This window comes from Sphingobium yanoikuyae, assembly GCF_013001025.1.
In the GTDB taxonomy this organism is placed as follows: Bacteria; Pseudomonadota; Alphaproteobacteria; order Sphingomonadales; family Sphingomonadaceae; genus Sphingobium; species Sphingobium yanoikuyae_A.
The window spans coordinates 3,849,049-3,875,351 of sequence record NZ_CP053021.1 but is presented as its reverse complement, the minus strand read 5'-3'; the positions used below and the strand labels follow the sequence as shown (position 1 = coordinate 3,875,351).

21 protein-coding genes are annotated in these 26,303 nt (G+C 61.1%); 20 read left to right on the top strand and 1 reads right to left on the bottom strand.

Annotation, left to right across the window (positions count from 1 at the left end; translation table 11 throughout):
- Positions 1-12: 12 nt before the first annotated feature.
- The 8 genes from HH800_RS18605 to HH800_RS18570 are packed head-to-tail and all read left to right on the top strand — an operon-like array spanning position 13 to position 11,099.
- On the top strand, positions 13-1,332 hold the full coding sequence (locus HH800_RS18605) for a TolC family protein (RefSeq protein WP_169861963.1): 1,320 nt from the start codon (positions 13-15) through the stop codon (positions 1,330-1,332).
- Positions 1,329-2,354: an efflux RND transporter periplasmic adaptor subunit gene (locus HH800_RS18600; RefSeq protein ID WP_017183061.1), complete on the top strand. Its 1,026-nt coding sequence runs from the start codon at positions 1,329-1,331 to the stop codon at positions 2,352-2,354. The genes HH800_RS18605 and HH800_RS18600 overlap by 4 nt, the downstream gene beginning before the upstream one ends.
- The gene (locus HH800_RS18595) at positions 2,354-5,428 is read left to right on the top strand and encodes an efflux RND transporter permease subunit (RefSeq protein WP_169861962.1); all 3,075 of its coding nucleotides are present in this window, start codon (positions 2,354-2,356) and stop codon (positions 5,426-5,428) included. Before HH800_RS18600 ends, HH800_RS18595 begins: the two co-directional genes overlap by 1 nt.
- Before the next feature lie 56 nt (positions 5,429-5,484).
- Positions 5,485-6,501 carry a YncE family protein gene (locus HH800_RS18590; RefSeq protein WP_010335878.1) on the top strand — a complete coding sequence of 339 codons (1,017 nt, stop codon included), beginning with the start codon at positions 5,485-5,487 and terminating at the stop codon, positions 6,499-6,501.
- Positions 6,502-6,528: 27 nt separating this feature from the next.
- The gene (locus HH800_RS18585) at positions 6,529-7,284 is read left to right on the top strand and encodes a phosphatase PAP2 family protein (RefSeq protein ID WP_017183063.1); all 756 of its coding nucleotides are present in this window, start codon (positions 6,529-6,531) and stop codon (positions 7,282-7,284) included.
- A complete protein-coding gene (locus HH800_RS18580) occupies positions 7,274-7,801 on the top strand; it encodes an RNA polymerase sigma factor (RefSeq protein WP_010335880.1) in 528 nt (175 codons plus the stop codon). Before HH800_RS18585 ends, HH800_RS18580 begins: the two co-directional genes overlap by 11 nt.
- Before the next feature lie 57 nt (positions 7,802-7,858).
- Entirely contained in the window at positions 7,859-8,806 is a 948-nt protein-coding gene (locus HH800_RS18575) for a FecR family protein (protein ID WP_017183064.1), read from the top strand.
- On the top strand, positions 8,781-11,099 hold the full coding sequence (locus HH800_RS18570; RefSeq protein WP_234792516.1) for a TonB-dependent receptor domain-containing protein: 2,319 nt from the start codon (positions 8,781-8,783) through the stop codon (positions 11,097-11,099). The genes HH800_RS18575 and HH800_RS18570 overlap by 26 nt, the downstream gene beginning before the upstream one ends.
- Here the strand turns inward: HH800_RS18570 and HH800_RS18565 are convergent.
- Positions 11,071-12,129, bottom strand: coding sequence for an endonuclease/exonuclease/phosphatase family protein (locus HH800_RS18565; protein ID WP_037509330.1), 1,059 nt, complete (start codon positions 12,127-12,129; stop codon positions 11,071-11,073). The genes HH800_RS18570 and HH800_RS18565 overlap by 29 nt on opposite strands.
- A 142-nt stretch (positions 12,130-12,271) precedes the next feature.
- Between HH800_RS18565 and HH800_RS18560 the strand changes: the two genes are divergently transcribed.
- From HH800_RS18560 to HH800_RS18505, 12 genes are all read left to right on the top strand, one after another.
- Entirely contained in the window at positions 12,272-13,045 is a 774-nt protein-coding gene (locus tag HH800_RS18560; protein ID WP_037509331.1) for a hypothetical protein, read from the top strand.
- Complete coding sequence (locus tag HH800_RS18555; RefSeq protein ID WP_037509333.1) at positions 13,042-13,785, top strand: DUF2334 domain-containing protein; 744 nt, start codon at positions 13,042-13,044, stop codon at positions 13,783-13,785. Before HH800_RS18560 ends, HH800_RS18555 begins: the two co-directional genes overlap by 4 nt.
- A 7-nt stretch (positions 13,786-13,792) precedes the next feature.
- A complete protein-coding gene (locus tag HH800_RS18550) occupies positions 13,793-14,956 on the top strand; it encodes a glycosyltransferase (protein WP_051887075.1) in 1,164 nt (387 codons plus the stop codon).
- A 41-nt stretch (positions 14,957-14,997) separates the two neighbouring features.
- The gene (locus HH800_RS18545; protein ID WP_230588555.1) at positions 14,998-15,954 is read left to right on the top strand and encodes a hypothetical protein; all 957 of its coding nucleotides are present in this window, start codon (positions 14,998-15,000) and stop codon (positions 15,952-15,954) included.
- Positions 15,951-16,454: a DUF2141 domain-containing protein gene (locus HH800_RS18540; RefSeq protein ID WP_037509337.1), complete on the top strand. Its 504-nt coding sequence runs from the start codon at positions 15,951-15,953 to the stop codon at positions 16,452-16,454. Before HH800_RS18545 ends, HH800_RS18540 begins: the two co-directional genes overlap by 4 nt.
- A gap of 3 nt (positions 16,455-16,457) precedes the next feature.
- Entirely contained in the window at positions 16,458-17,630 is a 1,173-nt protein-coding gene (locus HH800_RS18535) for a glycosyltransferase (protein ID WP_037509339.1), read from the top strand.
- 388 nt (positions 17,631-18,018) lie between these two features.
- Positions 18,019-18,558, top strand: coding sequence for a phosphatase PAP2 family protein (locus HH800_RS18530; RefSeq protein WP_010338368.1), 540 nt, complete (start codon positions 18,019-18,021; stop codon positions 18,556-18,558).
- Between the two features lie 109 nt (positions 18,559-18,667).
- On the top strand, positions 18,668-19,660 hold the full coding sequence (locus HH800_RS18525; RefSeq protein ID WP_010338369.1) for an efflux RND transporter periplasmic adaptor subunit: 993 nt from the start codon (positions 18,668-18,670) through the stop codon (positions 19,658-19,660).
- Entirely contained in the window at positions 19,660-22,779 is a 3,120-nt protein-coding gene (locus HH800_RS18520; RefSeq protein WP_010338370.1) for an efflux RND transporter permease subunit, read from the top strand. The genes HH800_RS18525 and HH800_RS18520 overlap by 1 nt, the downstream gene beginning before the upstream one ends.
- On the top strand, positions 22,776-24,182 hold the full coding sequence (locus HH800_RS18515) for an efflux transporter outer membrane subunit (protein WP_029547837.1): 1,407 nt from the start codon (positions 22,776-22,778) through the stop codon (positions 24,180-24,182). The genes HH800_RS18520 and HH800_RS18515 overlap by 4 nt, the downstream gene beginning before the upstream one ends.
- An 8-nt stretch (positions 24,183-24,190) precedes the next feature.
- Positions 24,191-24,865, top strand: coding sequence for a response regulator transcription factor (locus HH800_RS18510; RefSeq protein ID WP_010338372.1), 675 nt, complete (start codon positions 24,191-24,193; stop codon positions 24,863-24,865).
- Positions 24,865-26,193: a sensor histidine kinase gene (locus HH800_RS18505; protein ID WP_010338374.1), complete on the top strand. Its 1,329-nt coding sequence runs from the start codon at positions 24,865-24,867 to the stop codon at positions 26,191-26,193. The genes HH800_RS18510 and HH800_RS18505 overlap by 1 nt, the downstream gene beginning before the upstream one ends.
- Positions 26,194-26,303 lie beyond the last annotated feature (110 nt).

The following is a 26,303-nucleotide window of genomic DNA, read 5'->3' as shown; positions in this document are numbered from 1 at the left end:
CGTCGCCTTCCCATGTCTGCAAGCCTTAGCCTGCTGGCACTGTCGCTTGCTGGCTGCGCGCATTATACGCCTCTGCCGCTCGCAACCCAGGCGCCGCTCGCGCCTGATCTTCGCTCGCTGGATCCGTCCATCCCCCGCGAACCGCTTGGCGTGGAGCAGGTGGTTACCCTTGCCCTTGCGAACAATCCCGATCTCAGGGCGATCCGGTTCAAGCGCGGCATCGCCACCGGACAGACATTGCAAGCCGGCCTTCTGCCCAATCCGTCGCTGAGCGGCGCACTGCTGCCGCTGCTATCCGGCGCCGGCAGCGTACCGGCGTGGAATCTGGGCATTGCGCAGGATATCAAGAGCCTGGTCACCTACCGTTCCAGGCGCCGTGCCGCCGCCGACAGTGAACAACAGGTCGCAGCCGACATCATCTGGCAGGAATGGCAGGTTGCAGGCCAGGCGCGCCAACTCGCCTGCGACCTCATCATGGGGAACCGCGCCCGCCCGAGCTATGCTGGAGCCTACACGCTTCTGGTCGAGCGCAACACCAAGCTTGAGAAGGCATTGGCAGCGCATAGCGTGACGCTGGTGACGGTCGCGCCCGATCGACTGGCTTTGCAGTCTGCCCGCGCCGCGCTCGATGCCCTGGATCAGCGTCAACTTGGTCTCAAGCATCAGCTCAATGCATTGCTGGGCCTCACGCCCGACGCGCAGCTTCCATTGGCCGAGCAGGTCGATCTCCCACCATTCGACATGGCAGCGATCAGGGCCGATCTTCCCAACTTGCCGGCTCGCCGCCCCGATCTCATAGCCCTGCGCATGGGCTATGCCTCGTCAGACGAGCAAGTGCGCCAGGCGATCCTTTCCCAATTTCCCGACATGAACCTTGGCGGAAGCGTCGCAAGCGACAATGCCAAGGTCATCAATGGTGGCCCGAATATTCAGATCGGCCTGCCGATATTTGATCGCAACCAGGGCAATATCGCCATCGCCCGGGCTACCCGCGAACAGCTTCATGCCGATTATTCCGCGCGGCTCGCGGCCACGATGGGCACAGTCGAAGCCATGTTGAGCGAGGCAGAGCAGCTTTCAGCCCAGCTCATGACGGCCCGGCATGATCTTCCCGCCGCACGCCTTGCTGCCGAGCGGGCACAGGCCGCCTTTGGCGCGTCCAATCTCGACGAGCGCGGCTATGTCGACCTCGTTTCCAATCGCTTCACCAAGGAGCAGGAAATCATGACACTCGAACTTGCGCTCCTCGATCGCCAGATCGCCATACAGACCCTCATCGGATCGGGCCTGCCCAAGGCAGATGCGCTGACTGCGCCGGATGCGGCACGATGAAGGGCGCAGCTTTCCTTGCGCCCATCGTCCTGCTTCTTGCAGGATGCGGAAATACGCCAGTGGCGCCGAGCGATGCGCCGACGACATTGGTCAGCACAGTGACAGCGCGGCGTGGCGCACTGCCGGCAACGCTCGACTGCTATGGCACCGTGGCACCTGCCATCAATGGAACACAGAGCCTGAGCGTTGCGCAACCCGGACAGGTTACCGCGCTGCTGGTAGCGCCCGGCACGGCCGTGAAAGCGGGCCAATCCCTGGCGACTTTCATGGTCGCGCCCTCGGCCCGCAGCGCTTATGAGCAGGCCTCGAGCGGGCTGGCTGCCGCGCGCAAACAGGCTGCGACGACAGCGCAACTCCTCTCGCAACAACTCGCGACCCAGGATCAGCTCACCCAGGCGAACAAGGCGGTTTCCGACGCGCAACATGCACTCGCAGCCCTTCAGGCGGAAGGGGCGGGGCAGGCAGCCCGCACGCTTGTCGCGCCCTTTGACGGGATCGTGACCAGCATATCTGTCGCACAGGGCGATCGCCTGCAGGCTGGCGCCCCGATCGTCACGGTTGCCAGGGCCGGTGGGATTGTCGTCACCGTTGGGGTCGATCCCGCCGTCCATGGCCGCGTAGCGGTAGGCATGCCTGCATCGCTCAAGCGGCTTTCGGGCGGGCAAAGCCTGGCAGGACAAGTCGTTCGGGCAGACAGCGCTCTTAACCCACTCACCCGACTGATCGATGTTGATGTCAGCTTCCCGGCTGGCGCGCTGCTCCCCGGCGAAGCCATGCAGGTAGCCATCGAGACCGGCCAGGTTTCCGGCTGGATCGTGCCACATCAGTCGGTGGTGACGGCTGGCGGCCCGGCCCGCCTGTTTCAGGTGGCCAATCGCCAGGCCCGGGCGATCCCGATCCGCATCCTGCTTGCCTCCGACCGGGGCGATGTCGTCGAGGGCGCACTTGATCCAGGCAAGCCGCTGATCGTCTCGGGCGCCTATCAGGTCAGTGACGGCGACGCCGTGCGGTGGAGCAACTGATGCTGGAATATCTGCTCCGTACGCAAGCGCGTACATTGGTTCTCATCGCCATGGCGCTTGCGCTGGCAGGTGTCGTTGCATCGCTATCGCTGCCCACGGGACTGTTTCCCCAGGTGTCCTTCCCTCGGGTGGTGGTCGATCTCAACGCCGGAAGCCGTCCGGCCGACCAGACGGCGCTCACAATTACCCGCCCGGCAGAAGAAGCGATCCGCGCCATACCCGGCGTCCAGAATGTCCGCTCGGAAACGAGCCGCGGATCGGCGCAGATCTCGGTCGATTTTGGCTGGGGGCGCGACATGGTCGCCAGCACTTTGCTGGTCGACACGGCTTTGGGGCGGATATTGCCGTCGCTGCCCGCCGGCACCCAATATGACGTCCGTCGCATGGATCCTACGGTCTTTCCGATCATCTCCTATGCGCTGGTATCCGAGCATGGCGACCCGGTGGCCTTGCAGGATTTGGCCACCTATCAGATCACGCCCCTGCTTTCATCGATCAATGGCCTGGCGCGTGTCGGTGTCCAAGGCGGTGATACCGCCGAGGTACAGGTGCTCGCCGACCCATATCGATTAGCCGATCACGGCCTGTCGATGACCGACCTGGCCAGCGCAATCCGCAATGGCAATGTGTTGAGCGCGGTCGGCCAGGTGCAGGATCGCGGCCGTCTGTCGTTGGTCATCGCCGACCGCAGCATCATCAGTGCGGGCGACGTCGGCAACATCGTCATCAAGGCTGCAACTGCCGGGATCGTTCACGTCCGCGATGTCGCGACCGTCCAGGACGGCGCGGTTCCGGTTTGGCAGCGCATCGTCGACGACGGCAAGCCTGCGGTGCTGTTCAATATCTATGAGCAGCCCGATGGCAACGCGGTCCAGATAGCCCGTGAAGTGCAGGCAAAGCTGGCTGGCGTAAAACTGCCAGCCGGCGTCAAGCTGGTGAACTGGTATGATCAAAGCGAACTGGTCACCCAATCTGCAGCAAGCGTGCGTGATGCCGTATTGATCGGCCTTGTCCTGGCCGGCCTCGTCCTGTTGTGGTTCCTGCGCAGTTGGCGCGTGACGCTGATCGCGGTGATCGTCGTCCCCGCCACATTGGCAGCGACAATATTGCTGCTTTCGCTGCTCGGCATGAGCTTCAACATCATGACCCTTGGCGGCATTGCAGCGGCCGTCGGCCTGCTCATCGACGATGTAATCGTGATGGTCGAACATATTGCGCGGCGGGCGGGCGCCCTTGGCAGCGATGGGAAGCCACTCGGCGACGCCGCCGTCCTGCCCGCAGCGCGAGAGTTCATGGTACCACTCACCGGCTCCAGCCTTGCCACCTTGATCGTGTTTCTGCCGCTGTCCTTCCTGACCGGCGTGACCGGTGCCTTTTCCAAGGCTCTTTCCATCACCATGGCCGGAGCACTGGCTCTTTCCTGGGCGATGACGGCCTTCGTCGTTCCGATACTCGCGCGCTGGCTGATCGATTTCAACCAGTGGCATGATCCTGGACTGGCCGGTGACGGACGTATTGGGCGTCTACATGAGCGTACGCTCGATCGCCTTTCGGCTCGTCCATGGCTCCTTGCCATGATCGCAGGCCCGCTGCTGCTGATCGGCTTTGTCGGCTATTCCAATGTGCCCACCGGGTTCATGCCGAAGGTCGATGAAGGCGGCTTCATCATGGATTATTTCACGGCGCCCGGCACATCGCTCGAGGAGACCGGCCGACAGGTCGGGCAGATCGATGCGATGCTGCGTGCCAATCCCCAGGTGCTGACCTTCTCGCGTCGCCTCGGCACCGGGCTCGGGGGCGACCTCGGACAAAGCTATCATGGCGACTATTTTGTGCGACTGAAGCCGGATCACAGCACGCCGACCGAAGTGCTTGCCGCCTCGATCGCAAGCGAGATCGCCATCAAGGTTCCCGGTGTTGAAGTGGAAGTCGCGCAGTTGATGGAGGATCTCATCGGCGATCTGACGGCTGTTCCTCAACCGATCGAGGTAAAGCTTTATGCCGCTGATCCTGGCATTCTACAGAGCGAGGCACGCAAAGTTGCAGCCTTGATCGGGCAAATTCCAGGCGTCATCGAGGTGAAGGACGGCGTGCAACTCGCCGGCGACGCGCTCAACGTCCATGTCGATCCTGTTCGCGCCGGAATCGAAGGAGTCGCCCCCGCAGATGTCGGGGCGCAGCTTTCCACCGCTCTTACCGGGGCGATCGCCACGACACTGGCGCAGCCCAGCAAGGCGGTCGATGTGCGTGTCCGCTTGGCCGAGACAATGACGCTCAGCCAGGATGGCCTGTCTCAACTGCCGATCCGGGCTGGCGACGGTCATATATTTCCGCTCTCGCGGGTCGCCACGATCGAGGCCGTCACCGGCCAACCGCAGATTGCGCGCGAGAATCTCGAGCCGATGGTGGCTGTGACGGGGCGTATCCAGGGGCGCGGTATCGGCGCAGCCGTCGGTGACGTAACCAGGGCGCTCGACAGGCCGGGGGCACTTGGCACCGGCGTGCGCTACGAAATGGGCGGCCTCTATCAACAGCAGCAGATCGCCTTTGCAGGACTGATCAAGGTGTTCGCCATGGCCCTGGTCGCCGAACTCATACTCCTGCTGATCCTGTATCGGCGCTTCTGGCTGCCGGTCATCATCATCGGCTGTTCCCTGCTTTCGACCACCGCCGTCTTTACGGCCCTCTGGCTCGCGGGCGTGGACCTCAACATCACCGCTCTCATGGGCATGACGATGATCATCGGCATCGGCACCGAAATGGCGATCTTCTACGTGTCCGAGTTCGAGGAACTCTGCCGCGTAATGCCCGCCGCACAAGCCACCCGGGAAGCCAGCCGGAATCGCCTGCGACCGATCCTGATGACGACCCTGGCCGCAATGTTGACACTCCTGCCGCTGGCGCTGGCTATCGGGCAGGGATCGGGCATCCAGCAGCCGCTGGCGATAGCGATCATCGCTGGCCTGCTGCTTCAGTTCCCGCTCGTGCTGCTGGCGATGCCAGTGCTGGTGCGACTGACTTTGCCGCGCGGCGAAACGGCACAAGCCGGGACGGGAGCCCTACCGGCCACATGACCATATCAAGAGGGCCAGCGCCCCAGCAGCAATCTGCCCATCTGAAGGAACAGCCCATGAAACATGCCCTCCTCCTTCTCGCCGCCCTGGCAGGAAGCGGCAGCGCGCTCGCTGCAGCGAGCCCCCCTCCTTACCGGATCACCGATAAAATTGCCGGACCCGATGGGGGATGGGACTATGCCCGCGTCGATAGCCGGACACATCAGCTCTATGTCGCCCGTGCCCGCGAGGTGACGGTAATCGACACCCGCACCCACAAGATGATCGGCTCGCTAGGCGTCATCGCTCACGGTCATTCTGCAGTGCCGGTCTCGGACGATCGACTTCTGGTGACCAGCGGCGACGATGCAAGCGTAAGATTCCTTCAGCGTGCCAATGGCAAGCAACTGGCACGCTTGACCGTCGGATTGAAGCCGGATGCGGCGATCCTCTCCCACGATGGCAAGCGCGCTTTCGTCATGAATGCGACAAGCGGCACGATATCGGTCGTCGATGTCCAGAGCATGAAAATCGAAAGAACAATCAAGGCGAAACCGGGCCTGGAATATGCGGTACTCGACCGGACCGGCACCATGTTCGTCAATAACGAGGATTTCAGCGAGATCGAACTGCTCGACACCATCACGGGAAAGATGGGACAGTCGATCCCGCTTCCTGGATGCGAGGGCCCCAGCGGCCTTGCTCTCGACGGGAAGTCTACCCGACTGATCGCCGCCTGCGCCAATGGCAAGGCCGCGATAGTGGATGCGCGAAGCCGCCGCTTGGTCAAGCTTGTAGACATTGGGCGGGGACCTGACGCAGTCCTGATCGACGAGACCCATAGACTGGCCTTCATTCCTTGCGGCAAGGATGGGGTACTCGATATCTTTTCGCTCGAGGGCCCTGAGGTCCGCAGGATTGGCCGCGTGGAAACCGAAATTGGCGCGCGCACCGGCGCGATAGATCCGGCCACGGGGACGATCTATCTTCCGGTCGCCAACATGGTATCGCCGCCGAGCGGCAGCGGACCTCTGCAGCCCATGCCAGGCAGTTTCCATGTGCTTGTGATATCGCGCCGCCAAATTGCGGGTTGATCGTCAAATACCTCAGCGAGGAACCTCATGCCCTCTGTCCTGCAGAAATTATCCGCCAGGCATCGTATCGACAGCTATATACTGGTCATGTTCCTTGCGGCAGCAGCGGGCATATTGCTCTTCCTGAAGCTTGGATCCGAAATATTGGAGGGCGACAGCTTCGCGATAGACCGATATCTTCTCCAGTGCCTGCGTCGCAGTTCGGATAGCGCAATTCCGATCGGCCCCGCCTGGCTCCGATCGGCAATGGTGGATATTTCCGCGCTGGGTGGCATCAATCTGCTGACGCTCATCACCCTGTTGGCATCGGGCTATCTTCTTGCTGCGCGAAAGCAGGTAACCGCCCTCTTTCTCCCGATCTCCATTGCGGCTGGCGCCGCGATGAGCGCGCTTTTCAAAATTGAATATGCAAGGCCGAGACCGGATATCGTCAAGCATCTGGTGGAGGTCAGCTCTGCCAGCTTTCCCAGCGGGCACGCGATGAACTCCGCTATCGTCTATCTTACGGTCGGCGCCTTGCTGGCCAGAGCCGAGCAGGCTCCTCGAGTACGGATCTACATCATCTCCGTGGCAATCTGCCTCACCCTGGCGATCGGCAGCTCTCGCATCTACCTGGGCGTTCACTGGCCGAGCGATGTGGTAGCGGGATGGTGCGTAGGAGCGAGTTGGGCGGCCATGGCGTTGCTGATCGCACATCGGCTGCCGGGCGCCAGAGCAGGCGTTGGGCCAGAATCTCTTTCCGGTTCGTCCGTTTATCTGTCAAATCGCGATCATGAGTCTTAGCGACGATAGCGATCTTGAGCTCATTTATGGCGTTCATCGTGCTGATTTACGTCGCTTTCTGATCGCGCGCGTCGGAGATGCTGCCGAAGCAGATGATCTGCTTCAGGAATTGTGGGTGCGTGCCAGGAATGTGGCGGCAGGGCCGATCGGCAATGGTCGCGCCTATCTTTACAAGATGGCCCAGAATCTCGTTCTTGATCGACTTCGCGAGCAGCAGCGGCGCATGGCTCGGGAGCGGCGCTGGAACGATCAGGAAACCGATTTCACGGCACCGGGCATCGACCCGGTCGATCGGTCGCAAACCGCCGAGGACCAGATCATCGCGCGCGAGGAAGTGCAGCGCATCAAAACGGCGCTCGAGACGCTGCCGGAAGGGGCAAGAAGGGCATTCGAACTGCACAAGCTTCGAGGGCTGACACATGGCGAGGTGGCTGCGCAGTTGGGCATCAGCAAGAGCGGCGTCGAAAAACATATGGCCGTCGCCATGAAATATCTTCGCCGCGCGCTCACGGACTGAGGTAATGCCGTCACGATATCGTCACACAGTGATCAAACAGGTGGAAGGGCAATCGCCATGACGGCGCGTGCGGATTTTGACGAAGCGATGCTTGACCAGGCGATTGCCTGGCAGGCGGCGCTCGAGCACGACGATGCGGATTGGGACGGCTATCTCGCGTGGCTGGAGGCAAACCCCCGGCACCGGGAAGCCTTTGATTCGATTGCCCTGGTCGATGCTGCTGTCCGCGAACATCGGGACGTTCTGAGCCATGAGCCTTCTCCTCCTGTCGCCGAAATCGATCCAAGACACCGTTGGAAGCCGAGACTGGTGATGGGCGGTGCTCTCGCCGCTTGCCTGGCGCTTGCCGTTGCGCTCCCGACATTCTGGCAGACATCCAGACCCATTGCCTACAGCAACGAAGGCTCGGCGCCGCGCATGATCGCTCTGGCCAGCGGCACCAGCGTCACCCTGTCGCCGGGAAGCGCCATTCTGGTATCGGCAAAGAATGACGGGCAAATCGAGCTTGCGAAGGGGGAGGCCTATTTTGACGTCCGCCACGATCCCTCGCGCGTCCTGACCGTATCGGCCGGCAACTATCGCGTTACCGATATTGGCACCCGCTTTTCGGTCAATCTTGCAAACTCTGCCTTGCGGGTCGGTGTCGCACAGGGGGCGGTTTCCGTCGCCGGCGCGCAGACCGCTTCGGCAGTCAGGGTCGATGCCGGCCATCAGTTGGTCGGCAAGGATGGTCTATTGACACTCAGCACGGTAGAGCCCTCCCAAGTGGGAAGCTGGCGCAGTGGCCGGCTGACCTATACGAATGCGCCGCTTGCAATGGTGGCTGGCGACATCGAACGATATTCGGGCAAGAGGATTTCTGTCGATTCCGCGCTGGAGAACAAGCATTTTTCGGGCATTCTTGTCATCGGTGACGGATCGAAACTTGCCAGCGACCTGGCGGCCGTCATGGGGCTCGAAGTGCGTCAGCAAGGCGATCTTGTGCATATTGCTGCTGGCCGGTGAGATTGGCCCGGAAACGGTTCTTGCACGCGCACCGGTAGTCAGTCTCGATATCGCGCCCGGGCCGCTCATGGCCGCGATGGACAAATTCTCCGCCTCGACGGGTATCTCCATCGGCTTCAAGGCCAATGTCACACAACTGAAAACGCGTGGTGTGAAAGGGCGCTTGTCGCCCGAGGAAGCCCTGGCGCGGTTGCTCGAAGGAACCGGACTTCAAGCGCTCAGGATCGGTGATCGCCTCTATCGTATCGAGCCCAAGCCGGCGGTAATCGCAGTCCGACAATCCCCTCGCACGCCTGCCCCCACAGTGGCGCCTGCGGCAAGTGAAATCATCGTGACCGCGCAGAAGCGGCCACAGCCGCTCGCGAATATCCCCTTATCAGTATCCGTGCTGTCGCTTGATCCGCTGGGGGGAGCGAGAAGTCCGACGTCCCGCGACATCAGCCTCGACATGGAAGGCCTGGCCATGACCAACATGGGACCAGGGCGTAACCGACAGTTTATCCGCGGGGTTGCCGACAGCCCATTCAACGGCCTGAGCCAATCGACGGTTGCAGTCCAGGTCGATGAGGCAAGGGTGACATTCAATGCGCCGGATCCCGATCTCCGGCTCATCGATGTCGATCGGATCGAAGTCCTCAAGGGACCGCAAGGGCCGCTCTATGGTTCGGGCGCACTGGGTGGCATCTATCACATCGTCACCAGAAAGGCCGAACTGGATGACAGCTATGCCCTGGCGCGACTGTCAGCTCAGGCCGTTCAGCATGGCGAATTGGGCACGGGCGCCGAGGGCATCATGAACCTGCCTGTCGTCGATGGCCGCCTGGCATTACGCGCCGTGGGCTATCGTCTTCTGGAAGGCGGCTGGATATCCAATGATGGTTCCGACAAGGCGACCAATTCAACGGAGACCGTCGGCGCGCGGATAGCGCTGCGATGGCAGCCCTCAGAGCGATGGACGGTCGATGCAGGCTTCATGCTGCAGGACATCAATGCGCGCGACAGCCAATATGTGCTTCAATCCGACGAAATGCTGTCGCGTGATCATCCCATTGCCGAGCCCACCGACAATGATTTCAAGCTGTGGCATGGCACCGTCAAAGGCAATATCGGTACGCTGGAACTGACGTCGGCGACCAGCTATGTCGAGCATGGTTTCGACTATATTCTCGATGCCAGCAGCGCTGCCGACCAGTTCGGATTGACGGGCCAGGTCCGGTTCGACGATGATCGTCGATATACGGTGCTGAACCAGGAACTGCGCATCGCACCTCAAGGCGAGCAGCATTGGCTTGCTGGCCTTTCCTACCTTCGGGCGACCACTCGAGGGGAGGCTTCCGTCACCCCGGAAGGGGGCGATCCCGCCATAGTGGAAATCTACGATCGGCAGGTTGTCGAATATGCGATATTCGGTGAAGCGACCTTGCCGCTCTTCAATCGCCTGGATGCGACGATCGGCGCGCGCCTGTTTCAGAGCATCACGCGCGATGGAACCGGTGACGAACCCAGGATCACGCCCGTTCGTGCGCGCAAGACCATCCTGTCTCCCAGCGCTGCAATCTCCTATCGATTGAACGGATCAGGTATTGTCTATCTCCGCTATGCAAGGGCGATGCGTCCTGGAGGTCTGGCGCCTGCGGAAACCACGTCGGCGCGCCAATTCGATGCGGACGAATTGAGCACCTTCGATCTTGGCTTTCGCAAGACTGCCTTTGATGGTCGCTGGTCCCTTTCAGCTAGCACCTATTACACGCTCTGGAACGACATCCAGTCGGACTATCTGCTCGAAGATGGGCTGGTCTCTACCCGCAATGCAGGCAAGGGACGGATCATCGGAGCCGAGATCGCTCTGGATTGGAATCTGGGCAATGGCTTTACCATTTCCGCCGGTGGCAGCGCGCAGTCGGCCTTGCTCACGCGTGCGGCCGATGGCGTCAAGCTCGATGATCGCAGCCTTCCCATAGCCCCGGCCTTCGCTGGCCGGGCATCTTTTGGCAAATCCTTCGCCTTGGCCGGTGGCTGGCAGGCCAGGACCGGGCTGCAGGCCAATTATATCGGGAAAGCAAGATTGTCCTTCGACGATGATCTGGACCGAAGCATGGGCAATTATGCGACCGCGTCCGCCCATGCAGAGGCGACGCGAGGCCACTGGACCCTCAGCGTCAATATGGACAATCTGTTCGATATTCGGGGTGACAGCTTCTCCTTCGGCAATCCTTTCGCGATCCGGGAGGAAGCGCAATATACGCCAATCCGACCTCGCACCCTTACACTCGCCCTGGCGCGATCCTGGTAAGAGGCTGGCGATTGCGCAATTGATAGGTCGCAGAATAACCCACATGGTCAGACAGCATGGTTCCGTCCGGTTCATGGCCGAACGGGACATCGATGCTGCTCAACTCGAGGTCGGTACGTCGGCCAGGTGTGAAAAACTGCCAGTCGCGGGCGCGCTTCCTTGAAAAACGCGCATCGGCCGAAAGAGCGATGCCACGACGGGCCGCTTCTCCATAGGCGTCGTCAATATCGCCATCCTGACACCATCTGGACTGAGCCCTGGAGAGCAGCATTTGCTTGCGCGCTGGAACGCTGCCCACATTAAAGTCCCCAGCAACGATCAGGGGCCGCGATGGATCATGCGCGCTCGTAATGAAGTTGGTGAGATAATCGACCTGCAATCGGTAGGCGGCCAGCGATCGGTCATCCTGGACCCGTGACGCACGCCTGCTGTTCAGATGCGTCGTGACGATATCGACCCTGTCCCATTGCCCGGGGAGAGCGACGCTGACCAGCAGCGCGCCCTTGTTTGCCAGACAATCAAATCCTGCACAGGCAAAGGCCGGGAAGGCCATTTTCCGGACGCCCGCAATCGGATAATCGGACAGGATCTGAAGCCCGCTTCCGACATATTTGCCGAGCGTTTCACCATGATACCATGCGGCAGCGTCTGTCAGAGCATGCGAGCCGGACGGCAGATTTCCCTGTCCAGGCATCTGCGCGCCCGGACCTTCCACTACATATCGGTAGCCCGCTGCCCGGCCGATCGCCCGAGCGTCAGTCGTAAAGGCTTCCTGCAGAACGATGATGTGAGGTTGCGTCCCATCCTCGCGCATGGTCCGCAAATGCTGCACAATCTGCGCGAATGCCTGTGTCCGCCCTCTTGCGACGGGCCAGGGCAGACCATGGATATTATAGGTCAGCACGGACAAATGCCCGTCGAAAGGCAGCGGGAGCCTGGGCGTCAGATCCGGCGATGACGGGGTCGGTGCCGCAGCGCCGAGCATGCCCATGAGCGAAGCTGCGATCAGAACTGCCTTCGAGGTCCGCAAATTGTGTCTCCCGTATTCGCCGCCTGCGACGATGCGAATGCACGGGCACCTCAGTTTCCATCACGGAAAAAATTGCTGGGCTTGAAGCTGAGGTCTCCATCTCACCACGCCGTCGAGGCACGCAACGGGGAGATGTGAGCTGATGATTATATCTGCGCATCATGCGTTCGGGATCGTGACGCTGGTCTTATTCGGAGCTTTTGAAGCCATGCCGGCTCGAGCCGCCAATGAAGATCCACGCTATGCTCCCCTACTGGTAGCGAGCAATGCCAGGCTCTTGCACGGGATACCGGTTGCGCACGCCCCCAAGACCTACGCGCTTGCCGTCGCGACGCCCACCGATCATTTCGATCTGGCACGGGTCAGATCCCGTTCGCTCAATCTGCTGCTTGGTCCTTCCAGCCTGCGTCTGTCCGCCAACCGTGCCGCATCCTTTGTTCATCAGGATGGAAGCGCTGATCAGGATCGCTGGTCCTTGAGAAGCATATCCTTCAATGCGGCCATACCATTGATGGATATGCTGAACCTGTCGCTGAACGGGGATTACGCGCATATGGGGCGACGCCTCCATGTCGTGGAGATCAACCCCCGCCGGTTGTCGACCAATATTGCCAGTATCGGGCTTGCCATCGACGATGCGCGGGGCTCTCGCCTTTCCTTGGACTATCGGTCCATCTCTCGCCCGTCACGGCATGATGCCCTTACTCGCCTGGCGGAGACGCTGGGGGGCGCCCCATTGACCGGTTCTGGCCCTGAGCTTGCCCTTGCCAGTCCGGCACCGGGGGTCTCCGGATCGATCGATTGGCGCCTTTGCGTCAGTGACATGCGTCGCCCCGCAATGGATCTCACCGGCCTGGAGGGATCAGCCATTGTCAACGATGCGCGCGCCCTGGCCAGCTTTCGCTATCATCTATGAAAGAGAAGCGACTTCTATTCTCGATCCACGACGTCGGACCAGCTTTTGAGGGCCAGGTGGATCGCCTCGTCGATCATGTCGCCCCCTATGTGCGGCTTGACCGGACCGCGATGCTGGTGGTCCCCAACCATTGGGGCGATCATCCTATTTCGGCGCGCTCACCCTTTGCTGGCCGGGTTCGCCGATGGGCGGAAAGCGGCGCGGAGATTTTCCTGCATGGCTGGTTTCACCGTGACGGAGCCAGCCACGGCGGCCTTGGCGCCCGGTTCAAGGCTCAGCACATGACAGCTGGCGAGGGAGAATTTCTCGGACTGGATCTCGCCACGGCCCGTCAGCGGCTTGCAGACGGGCGGGCCCTGATCGAGGAGATTACCGGTCAACCGATTGCCGGCTTTGTTGCGCCGGCCTGGCTGTATGGAGAACCCGCCCTGACAGCGCTTGAGGAACTCGGTTTCCCAATTGCGGAAGATCATATGAAGATTTGGTCACCCATGACTGGGCAAACTCTGGCGCGTGGACCGGTCATGACATGGGCCAGCCGGAGCAAACTCCGCATGGCATCATCCCTGGCGGTCGCATATCTCCTACCGCCGCTATTGCACCGGTCGGAGAATTTCAGGGTCGCCGTCCATCCCGGTGACACGACCCAGCCGGCTATCATGCTCAGCATCAATGATGTTCTGCAGCGGGCGGTCCTGACCCGCCGGCCGAGCCGCTATGGGCATTTGCTGGACGATTGAACCGAATATGCGCGTGCTGACATTTCTTCACAGCTTCGAAGCCGGCGGCGTGGAACGTATCGCGCTGCGTCTTGTCCGCGCCTGGCGGGGCGCCGGTATTGAAGCCCCTCTCTTCATGGGTCGGTCCGATGGCCCGATGCGGAACGAACTCGCCCGCGCGCTCGAATTCCATCAGCCACGCCAGCCCCCCTTTTCCACCAGGCGGTTCGAGACGCTGTGGATGATGATTACCCTGCCGGCCGTCATTCGGCGGCTCCAGCCTGATCTGCTATTTTGTGCCGGCAACAGCTACACGGTCGTTGCGCTGGCGATGAAATTGCTGCTTGGCAGGCGTTGTCCCCCTATTGTCGCCAAGATCAGCAATGATCTCGAGCGCAGGGATATGCCCATGCCGATCCGCACGCTGTATCGGCTATGGGTGCGCCTCCATGCCCGGTTCATCGATCATTTCGTGGGTATGGAACATGCAATGGAAAGGGAGATATCCTCCGCCATCCACATCCCATCGAGATGCATCTCCATCATAGCCGACCCTGCGATCGACCAGCGCCAACTCGAGACTTTACGAGCCGGTGCCACTGGCCGTCGACGGCAGGAAAATGAGGGCCTTCAATTCGTGGCGGTCGGAAGGCTTGTCCCGCAGAAGAATTTCGGGCTCATGCTTCGCGCCTTCGCCGTCGCTGCAACAACGCGCGATTGCCTGACGATATATGGAGACGGGCCGGAGCGCGAACGCCTGGCTGCGCTGGCCCTGCAACTAGGCATAGAAGATCGGGTTCGTTTCAAGGGCCATGTGCCCGATCCGGCGAGGCACCTCACCGGATTCGATATTTTCTTGCTATCGTCCAATTATGAGGGCGTACCAGCGGTGATCATCGAAGCGCTCGGCGCCGGACTTCCGATCATCGCGACCGATTGCAGTTCCGCCATGTCCGAACTCACGCAACATGGACGTCTGGCGACGCTCGTCCCTGTCGGCAATCTCTATGATCTGGCTGCTGCGATCGCTGCAGCCCGCCGCATGGATCAATGCGAGGATGCCAGCTATTCCCAGGCGAAACGTTTCACGATCGAACAGGCATGTGGCGATTATATCACCTGTTTTAAACATGTTACATACAACTCTATCTCCGAAAATAATTGCCATCCGCAAGCTGAGGTTCGGTCCTGAGTGCGCCGTCCCATGGGTGACGCAACTATCAAGAGACGATCATGACGGACCCGAATTCAGGTGGTTCAGTCCTTTCCTCAAATCTCGTTTTCCAGCCCACGGTGCCAGCCATTGGCACCATGATCTCGCCAGAGCCGCTGATACGGACAGGGCGCAACTGGACGATATGGGCGGGGCCGATCATCTCGCTGCTGATCCTGCTGGCGGTCCTGCAGCAGTTCAGGGGCCTGGACACGGCCCACCTCCTGCAGCTTCTGCCGACAACACCCATATTCTGGACCGCGTTCGCCGCCTATTATCTTGCCGGCCCGATCTCGGAATGGGTCATTTTTCGGCGACTCTGGCATATTCCAGCGGCGGGCTTCGGCGCGCTTCTTCGCAAGCTGGTGAGCAACGAGATTCTGCTGGGCTATCTTGGCGAGGTCTACTTTTACGCATGGGCCAGGCGTAGCGCCGACATCAGGTCCGCACCCTTTGCGGCGCTCAAGGACGTCACCATCCTGTCTGCGCTCGCCGGCAACGTCGTGACGCTGATCATGATGATCTTCGCCTTCCCGCTTCTGGGCAGCGGCGTCGCGGGGATTGGCAGATGGGAGATATCGGGATCCATCTTCTTCGTCCTGCTGACGTCCATGCTTGCCATGCTTTTGCGCAATCGGCTGTTCGCGCTGCCTCGGCACGAACTGTGGCTGATTTCCGCCATTCACGTGCTGCGTATCCTGGCCACGACATTGCTGGCCGCCATGATGTGGCACCTGCTGCTCCCCTCGGTGGACCTGAGCATGTGGATCATCCTTGGAACGATCAGACAGTTGCTTTCCAGGCTGCCCCTGCTTCCCAACAAGGACGTCGTCTTTGCGGGTGTGGCCGCTTTCTTGATCGGACGGGACAGCGACATTGTTTCGGCGATGGCTTTGATGGCCACGCTGATTCTTGCCGCGCATCTTGTTGTCGGTCTGCTTCTGGGAATGAACGGCCTGATCAAGGATCGGACATGATCCTGTTTGCCATGATGTCCGCTGCGCCGATCCCTTCATCGCCAGATCTGGGCAAGGCTGAGGGGCTCTGTCGGCCAAATGAAAGCGGGTCAGCCTTTCTCGTGTCGGTCGAGGGACTGAAGGACCGCAGGGGACGCCTCAAGCTTGAGCTCTACCCAGCAAATGACGCCGATTTTCTCGCCGACGACAATATCCTGATTTCGGAAGGTAAGGTGTTTCGGCGGGTCGAGGAAACCGTCCCCTCCCAGGGGTCAGTGACGCTGTGCATCCGGGCACCAGGCCCCGGCGTCTACGCGATCAGCTTGATGCATGATCGCGATGCCAACCGGAAATTCTCGCTCTCGATCGACGGCGTAGGTTTTGCGGGCAATCCCAAACTCGGATTGTCGAAACCGTCAGCGGCAAAGGCATCGGCGCGCGTAGGCGCCGCTCCGGCCCATATTCCCATCAGGCTCAATTACCGGCGCGGCCTGTTTTCCTTCGGACCTTTGGAGCGCTAGCCCATGCGAATTGTCGACGTTTGCGCTTTTTATGCGCCGCAGGGCGGCGGGGTTAAGACCTATGTAGAGCGGAAACTGCATGCCGGCGCAGCGGCGGGGCATGACATAATCATCCTTGCGCCGGGCGAGAAACTGGCGCGGCGGCCTGCGCGCGGCGGGAGCGTCGTGACCATTCCAGCCAAGCGTTTTCCGCTGGATCGGCGCTATCATTATTTCGATGATGAGGCAGCGCTGCATCGCATGCTGGACGCGCTTGCCCCCGACCTGGTCGAAGCATCGTCGCCATGGTCGAGTGCCTCCATGGTTGCACGCTGGCGCGGCGATGTCCCGCGCGCACTGGTAATGCATGCAGATCCTCTGTCGGCTTACGCCTATCGCTGGTTCGGCAATGTTGCGCCGCGGGCAGCCATCGACCGGGGCTTTGACTGGTACTGGCGACATTTGCGACGGCTCGGACAGGCTTTCGACATGGTCGTGAGCGCAAATGACAGTCTTTCCGCGCGCCTGCGCGCCGGGGGCGTCGGTTCGGTCTGTACCGTCCCCATGGGGGTAGAGCCCCATATTTTTACCCCGTCGCATCGCGACGCAGCTTTGAGGCGGCATCTTCTCGCGCGATGCGGCCTGGATGAAAATGGCCTGCTGCTGATGGGGGTCGGCCGGCATGCACCCGAGAAGCGATGGCCAATGGTCATACAGGCTGCGACGCTCGCCGGTTACCGTCGGCCCGTCGGCCTGGTGCTCCTGGGTGATGGTCGGGACAGCGCGCGGGTGCGCCGTGCAGCCGCGCACAACCCGCATATCCATCTGCTGGCGCCGACGACCGACCGGCGGCGACTCGCGAGCCTGCTGGCAAGCGCCGATGCCCTCGTCCACGGGTGCGAGGCAGAGACCTTCTGCATGACCGCCGCCGAAGCGCGCGCCAGCGGCGTCCCCGTGATCGTGCCCGATGAAGGAGGCGCTGCCGATCATGCGCGTTCAGGAATCGGTCTCCGTTTCCGTGCAGGTGACACGGCAAGTCTGGTTGAAGCGATAGAAAATTTCGCAGCTACCGATCCGGACATTTGGCGTAGTCGAGCCGCAACCGCGGCAGCTTCAGTCACCACGATGGACGAGCATTTTTCTTGGCTGTTCGAGGCCTATTCCTCGCTGCGAACTGCTGTGCGCCATGCAGCCTGAAACCTCCGCATCGAAAATGGCGCCCTTACCCGGCCAACCGCCCGCACAGCGCGGCCGCCTCCGCCGCAGAAATCTTGTGAGGTTCGATGTGGAACCCGAAAAGAAGCATCCCGTCCTATCTTCCCTCGAACCCGCCTTCCAGCGCCAATGCACCTGTCGGTGCTGGCCCCTCATGGTCAGGATCATATGGTGGGCGCTCAGAAACGATCGTTGATAGCGTAGGGCAGGAGAGGGGGATGGCGCCCTCCAGATCGTTATCGGACCATTAGTTTCAACGAGCGCAACAGCATTTCCCATAATTTTCGCTGCACAGGCATTTCTCGACTGAGGCACCCCTTGGATGACGCCGTCCTGCCGGCACGGGCATCCAGCCTGGCAGGGGATCTTCATGCGGCTTTTCATCGTAATTGCAGTATTTTGCTGTGTCCTGCTCACGCCGCGATTTGCTCAGGCGTCCGACCGGACGTGGCGCGATACCAGTAATATCGGTCGAGACGCGCTGGTGATTGCCGCGCTCGGCACGCCCCTCGTTCAGGAGGATTGGCAGGGCGCGCTTCAGGCAAGTGGAAGTGTCGGTGCCGCGACGCTGGTGTCTCTTGGACTGAAGGATATCTTTCCCGAAACCCGCCCGGATGGCAGCGACCGGCGGAGCTTTCCGTCCACCCATACCGCCACTTCCTTTGCGGCAGCTGCAACGCTCCAGAACCGCTACGGCTGGAAAGTCGGGCTTCCAGCCCATCTGGTTGCGACCATCGTCGGAATCTCTCGTGTCCAGGGTACCAAACATCACTGGTATGATGTCGCTGCCGGGGCCCTTCTGGGCGAAGCATCAGGCCTGCTTCTCACGACCAGGCGCAACAACAATATTCGAATGCTTCCCTGGAGCGATGGGCAGGGGGGCGGGATTGCAATGGCTTTGCGATTTTGAGGGCTGTAGCCACTTTTCCAGCAAAGATGGACAAATGGTATAGTTGGCGAGATTTGGACGCCAGACAAGTTCGATAGGGCTCGAACCGATCCATTTATCGGTGAGCAGCATGATCCGAACGACCTCTCTCCTATTTCTGCCATTGAGCGCGCTCGTAATGCTCGGCGCCTGCAGTCAGCAGGGCAAGCAGTCTTCTTCGCCTCCATCCCATGGTGAGGTTGTCGCGCATGAGACCGAACTGGTCAGGCTGACGCTGAAGCCCGAAGCTGTAAAAAGGCTCGGCATCGAGACGACCAGGGTTGGTGCGGGAACGGCTGCGCTGGCGCGAGAAACGAGCGGCGAAATCGTCGTTCCCAATGGGACTGGTGGCGTACCCACCGGTGCTCTCAGCAATCTGGCACAAATTGGTGCCAGCCAGGCGAGCGCCGACGGCGAGGTCGAGCGGACGCGCGCGCAGGTTCGGCTCGCGCGCATTGCGCTGGAACGCGCCAGCAGGCTCGTTGCAGAAGAAGCTGGAAGCGTCAGGGCGCGGGACGAGGCTGCGGCAGCGCTCGCAACAGCCCAGGCCCAGGCCCAGGTTGCGATCGAGCAACGACGCTTGCTCGGGCCCGCGGTTGCGTCGTTGGGCAACCAGTCACGTCTCTGGGTCCGCGTTTCCGTCGCCGGCACAGATGTTGCTGCCATCAACCGCAATGCATCCATCATCGTCGCGCCCCTGGGAACAACGCAGGGAGGACGCAAAGGGACACCGGTTCAAGCCCCGCCGTCGGCCAATGCAGTAGCTGGTACGGTCGACCTCTATTATGCGCTCGATAATAGCGACCAATTCTGGCGCGTGGGACAGCGCGTCGGCATTCGACTTCCCCTCGGCAAGACCCAGGAAGGGCTTTCCGTCCCAGCCAGTGCGATCGTGCGGGACATTTACGGCGGAGAATGGGTCTATCTCCAGACGGCGCCGGGCAATTTCATCCGGCAGCGCATCGAAGCCCTGTCGAGCGGGCAGGATGGCGCTGTCGTCATCCGCGGCCTGGCGCCTGAAGCACAGGTAGTTTCGGTCGGCGCCATGGAACTGTTCGGCACCGAATTCGGAGTGGCGCACTGATGCTCGCCTGGCTCGTCCGCAGCGCACTTCAGCAGCGCGTCATCGTTCTTGTTCTTGCCGCTATCCTGGTCGTGCTCGGACTGCGGGCATCGACCGATGTGCCGCTGGATGTCTTTCCAGAATTTGCGCCGCCGATCGTGGAGATTCAGACCGAAGCGCCAGGGCTCTCGACGGAGGAAGTCGAAAGCCTCATTACCGTTCCGATCGAAACCCAGGTGAATGGCGTGCCTGGTATAGCCACGCTGAGGTCCAAGTCGGTCCTGGGTCTTTCGTCCGTGGTCATTCTCCTGGAGCGCGGCGCGGATGTCTTCCGTGCAAGGCAGATGGTGCAGGAGCGGGTTACCCAGGCACAGGCTCGACTGCCTGCTGCCGCACGCCCTCCGATCATGCTGGCCCCGCTTTCGTCGACCAGCCGCGCCATGAAGATCGGCATTTCCTCGAAAAAGCTCGATCAGATGGAACTGTCCGAACTGGTTCGCTGGACTATTCGACCCAGGCTGATGTCCGTGCCTGGCGTCGCCAATGTCGCCATGTGGGGCATGCGCGATCGTCAGCTTCAGGTTCTCGTCGACCCTGACAAGCTACGTGCGGCTGGGGTCACTCTCAACGAACTGCGCCTGGCAACCGGTGATGCCGTCCTGGTGGGAGGCGGCGGCTTTGTCGACAACGCCAATCAGCGCCTCGCGGTGCAGCAGCCAAGCGCCGTTCAAACAGCCGACGACCTTGCTCGGACTGTCGTCAAATTGACCGGCGATGCACCGATCCGCGTAGGCGATGTTGCCCGGGTGACCGAGAGCTATGCCGCGCCGATCGGGAACGCGATCATTGATGATGGGCCAGGCATCATGCTCATCGTAGAGAAGCAGCCGACAGGCAACACTCTCGAACTCACGCGCTCGGTCGAAGCTGCCCTGGAGGAGCTCAAGCCCGGTTTGCAGGACGTCAAGGTCGACAGCAGCATCTTCCGACCTGCGACCTTCATCGAACGCTCGATCGACAATCTCACCCGCGCACTCGCGATTGGTTGCTTCCTCGTGGCGGTCGTTCTGTTTCTTTTTACCCGGGACTGGCGGCAGGCGATTATCAGTCTGGTCGCCATTCCCCTGTCGTTGCTCGGTGCCGGGCTCGTCCTGCTCTGGAGCGGGGCGACCATCAATACCATGGTTATTGCCGGTCTGGTGATCGCGCTTGGAGAGGTCGTCGACGATGCCATCATCGACGTCGAGAATATTGCCCGGCGGCTCCGCCTCAACCGCGAGGCCGATAATCCCAGGACGCCATTCGAAGTCGTACTGGCAGCGTCGCTAGAGGTGCGCTCTGCGGTGGTTTTCGCGTCGCTGATCGTGATGTTGGTCTTTCTCCCCATCTTCTTCCTGGGCGGGGTCGCGGGCACATTCTTCCAGCCGCTCGCCATTGCCTATGTCCTGGCGATCGCAGCATCGCTGCTGGTTGCGCTCGTCGTAACCCCTGCCCTTTGCCTGTTTCTGCTACCCAATGCTCCGGTCAAACATGAAGGTGACACGCGTTTCGTACGAGCGCTCAAGGGGCGTTATGGAGCAATGCTGCCTCGTATCATTGCCGCACCGCGTGCGGTTATGATCGTGATCGGAGCGGGCCTGCTTCTGGCGGGTGTTGGCTATGCGACTTTCAAGGATCAGTTCCTGCCGGAATTCCGCGAAACCGATTTCCTCATGCACTGGCTCGAAAAACCCGGAGCCTCCATCGAAGCCATGGATCGGATCACCATCCGGGTTTCCAAGGAGCTTCGTGCGATCCCGGGCGTCCGTAATTTCGGCGCACATATCGGGCGGGCGGAAGCGGCCGACGAGGTGGTCGGCCCGAACTTCACCGAGTTGTGGATAAGTCTCGACGAGAAGGCGGACTATGACGGCAGCGTGGCCAGGATCAAGGAGGTGATAGAAGGCTATCCTGGGCTCTTCCGGGATGTGCTCACCTATCTGCGCGAACGGATCAAGGAAGTTCTGTCCGGTGCAAGCGCGACGGTTGTGGTGCGGATCTTTGGCCCCGATCAGAATGAGCTTCGTGCTGCTGCGGACCGGATCAAGCAACAGGTAGCCGGAGTGGAAGGCGTAGCGGACCTCAAGGTCGAGCAGCAGGTTCTGGTCCCGCAGATCCGCATCCGTCCCCGCAGCGGCGATCTGGCAACCTTCGGCCTGACGCCGGGCGAGGTGCGCCGCCAGGCACAATCCCTCGTTGCCGGACAGAAGCTTGGCGAGATTTACCGCGATCAGAAAGCCTTTGACGTGGCGCTCTGGGGAGAGGCAGCGACCAGAGGCGACATGCATGCCCTCGCTGATCTGATGATCCAGACGCCCAACGGCGGTGCGGTACGCCTGCGCGATGTGGCGGACGTGGCAGTGGTGCCTGCTCCCAATGAAATCAAGCGCGAGGATGGTCAACGACGCCTCGATGTGACGCTCAACGTCAGTGGTGCGGACCTGGGCACAGTCGCCCAGGCGGTTGAGTCCATCGTGGCCAGGACCCGCTTTGCTCAAGGCTATCATGCCAAGGTCCTTGGCGAATATGCAGCACTCAAGGAGTCGCGCCAGCGACTTTGGACGACCGGCCTATTCTGTCTTGTCGGGATATTGGTGCTGGTGTGGATGGAGTTCCGCTCTCACCGGATCACTGCGCTGGTTGCGGTCAGCCTTCCTTTCGCGCTGGTCGGTGGCGTTGTGGCGGTGGCGTTCACCGGCAGCCTCTTGTCGCTGGGATCACTCGTCGGCTTCGTCACCGTCATCGGCATCGCGGCACGCAACGGCATCATGCTCCTGTCGCATTATCACCATTTGCGTGTTCATGAGGGAGAGGCTTTTGGTCCATCGCTTGTTCTGCGCGGAGCAGAAGAGCGGCTGGTTCCCATCCTCATGACTGCAGCCTGCGCGGGCCTTGCGCTTGTGCCGCTGATCGTGGCGGGGAACGCGCCGGGCCATGAAATCGAACATCCCATGGCGATCGTCATTCTTGGTGGACTTGTATCATCCACGCTCCTCAATCTTTTCCTGATGCCTGCCCTCTACGCTCGGTACGGCGAGGATGCGGCTGGGCCGGCCGAGCCCTCGCCCCAAGATGCTCGCATGAAGGGAGCAGCAATATGAAAACGGCCATCCTTCACGCGTGCCTGATGACTGCTGGACTCCTGGCAAGCGGCTGTGTCTCCCAGCAAGGCGCGCCACCCGCATCGGGCCTTACCCAGGCTCCGCCTCCCTTTTCGCGTGGCGAACATGTGATCGACCGACCCTTGCCGGAAAACTGGTGGCAGCTTTTCAATGACAGCCAACTCGATGCGCTTGTTGAAGCGAGCCTCGCAGCTAATGCCGATCTTCGCGCAGCCTTTGCCAATCTCGAAGCAGCGCGCGCTGCGACCCGGCAGGCGGACGCAGCGCGACTTCCGCAACCGATCCTCGAAAGCAGCGCAGCGATCGACAATCCTGCAGGGCAGCCAAGCGCAGCCAATGTGTCGAGCAGTGATTATGATGCCGCAGCAACCATAAGCTGGGATATCGATCTGTTCGGTCGGCTGCGTGCGGGAGCGCTGGCCGCCCGCGCTGACGCGCAGGCGCAAGCGGCCGCGCTGGATGGTGTGCGCGTGGCCGTGGCGGCAGATACCGTGCTCGCTTACATCGATCTATGTGCGGCGCGTCAGAATGGGGCGGTGGCCTACAAGATTGTCGATGCGCAGGAACGCAATCTCAAGGCCGTTCGCGAACAATTGTCGGCAGGGGAAGTGTCTCCCCTTGAGGTCGCGCAAGCCGCCAGCCTGCTTGAAGCATCGAGAGCTACGATCCCGGCTTTCGATGCCGCTGCCGCCAGCGCAAGATTCCGGCTCGCAACGCTTCAGGGCTTGCCGCCTACCACCCCCCAGATGGCCAAGGTTGATTGCACGCTGCTGCCCAGAGCGAGCAGCGAAGTGCCAATAGGCGACGGTGCTGCACTGCTGGCACGTCGGCCCGATATTCGCGAAGCAGAGCGCAAGCTTGCTTCGGCAACAGCCAAGATCACCATCGCGCGGGCCGAACTCTATCCCAGGATCACGCTGGGCGGCGCATTGGGACTTCTGTCCGGCGCTTTTTCTGCCAGTGCCTCACCGCTAATTTCCTGGTCCTTCCCCAACCAGGCGCCGGCGCGCGCCAAGATCGCGCAGGCGCAGGCAGCCGAACGCGCTGCGCTGGCTTCGTTCGACAACGCCGTTCTGCGCGCCCTCAGGGAAGTCGAAACCGGACTTGCAGGCCTACAAAGCGAAGCCATCCGGAACCAGGCGCTTGATCGGGCAAGAGAGGCAGCAGGGCTTTACGCCCGTCGAACCAGTGCCCGGGCCAGGATTGGCGACGCGTCGCCATTGCTGGTGATCGATGCCGAACGAACCCTTGCAACGGCTGCTCTTCAAAAGGGACAGTCGGATCATCTGCTGGCACAATCCTATATCTCCCTGTTCCGTGCGCTGGGCGGTGGATGGCAGCGAGCACCTGAGCCGCTCGATCCGGTCAGGGTGATGGAGTAGAAGAACGCATGCATATCCTGATTATCGAAGACGATGGGGAAACACGCGAATTCCTCAGCCGAGGCCTCAAGGAAGTGGGGCATGCCGTGACCCTTGTGGAGGAAGGACGAGAGGGACTGTTCCAGGCAACGGACAGCAATTATGACGCGATCATCGTTGATCGCATGCTGCCAGGACTGGACGGTCTATCCCTGCTCAAGATGCTGCGCGCGACCGGCGACCTCACGCCCGTTCTCATGTTGACCGCAATTGGTCGAATAGCGGATCGGGTAGAGGGGCTCGAGGCAGGCGCCGACGACTATCTGGTCAAGCCCTTCGCCTTTTCCGAGCTCCTCGCCCGCTTGAATGCCCTTGGTCGACGGCAGGCACCGCAAGTCGAACAGTCCCGGCTGACCGTTGGCGACATCGATATCGACTTTCACAGGCGCACAGTGCATCGCGGAGGAAAGAAGGTCATTTTGCAACCGCGGGAATTCTCGCTGCTCGCCGAACTCATGCGCAATTCTCATCGCGTGGTTACCCGAACGATGCTGCTCGAACGCGTATGGGACTTCGACTTCGAGCCCAAGACCAATATCGTGGAGACCCATCTCAGTCGGCTTCGCTCGAAGCTGAATGCGGGCTTCGATGTCGATGCGATCGAGACGGTTCGCGGCGCGGGTTACATGATCAGGAGCAATTAATGCCCCGCCCATGGAAAACGACCTTTGGCCTTACGGCACTGGTTAGCCTGGCCTTCGTTCTGGCGACGCTTGTGATCGGGCTCTTGGCCTATGCGCTGACCCATGAGGCGATGGAGGTGCAACTGGACCATCGAACCGCCACCGAGACGAGCGCCTTGCTGGAGCGGGCGGGTGCTGGCGGAACCCCGGCACTGGCCGAACTCATTCATCAGCGCGATGCCGGGCACAGCACGGCAAGCCTCGGATATATTCTGGTCGATCCCCAAGGACGACGGCTGGCCGGCGCACTGGATGCGCAAATTCCGGCAAAGGCAGGATATTTCGAATTACTGCACTACGGGAAGGATGGCGCCATAGCCCAGGCACTCATCACCGATCTGCCCGACGGCAGCCGCCTTCTGGTGGCAGCAGATCGCACGGTGATTGACGAGATGGACATCACGATCCTGAAGCTGTTTTCGGCCTCATTTGCCGCCATGCTTCTTCTGGCTGTCGGGGGCGCCTGGACCGTTGGCGCTGTAACGCGCAGTCGATTGCGCCGATTCGACGATGCGGCCCAGGCCATTATCGGAGGAGACCTGACCCAGCGCATGCCGCTGGACGGATCTGACAACGAGTTCGACGGCGTCGCCAAGTCGCTCAATCATATGCTGGACCGCAATGCTGCCCTGGTCGAGAATCTTCGACAGGTGTCGAGCGATGTTGCGCATGACCTTCGAACGCCACTGACGCGCCTGAATAATCGTCTGGATGAAGCACTCGCCTTCAGCGGAGACAAGCGCACGCGCGCGATCGAGGCGGCAATAGCAGAATCCCATGAACTGCTCGAGGTCTTCTCGGCCATCCTTCGCATATCCGAAATCGAGGCGGGCACGCTCAAGCGAGATTTTCAGGAACTGGCGCTTGGAGATCTGGTCGAGGATGTGGTCGAAACCTATGCGCCCGATTTCGAGCTTTCAGGTCATGCGCTGCATTCGACCATCCATATGGGGCTTCGCATCCGGGGCGATGCCCGATTGCTGTCCCAACTCATCACCAACCTGCTGGATAATGCGCTGCGGCATACGCCGGCTGGCACGACGGTCGCGCTCAATCTGACTGCCAGCGAGGCTTTCGTTATTCTTGAAGTCTGCGATGATGGTCCCGGTGTTCCGGCAACCGAGCGTGATCGACTGTTCAGCCGTTTTACGCGGACCGAAGCCAGCCGCACCACCGACGGACATGGTCTGGGCCTGGCCCTTGTCTCTGCTGTCGCGCAAATCCATGGGGGCTGTGCGACCGTTCTGGACAAGCCCGGTTTTGCTGTAGAGGTTCGTCTCGCGCGATAAGTTACCGGAACATTGGGGGGCATATACAACATCCCAACCTTATCCCTGGGCCAGTTGCACGTCCCGACCGAAGCGCTAACCCCCCTCGCGAATGATAACTATTCGCATTA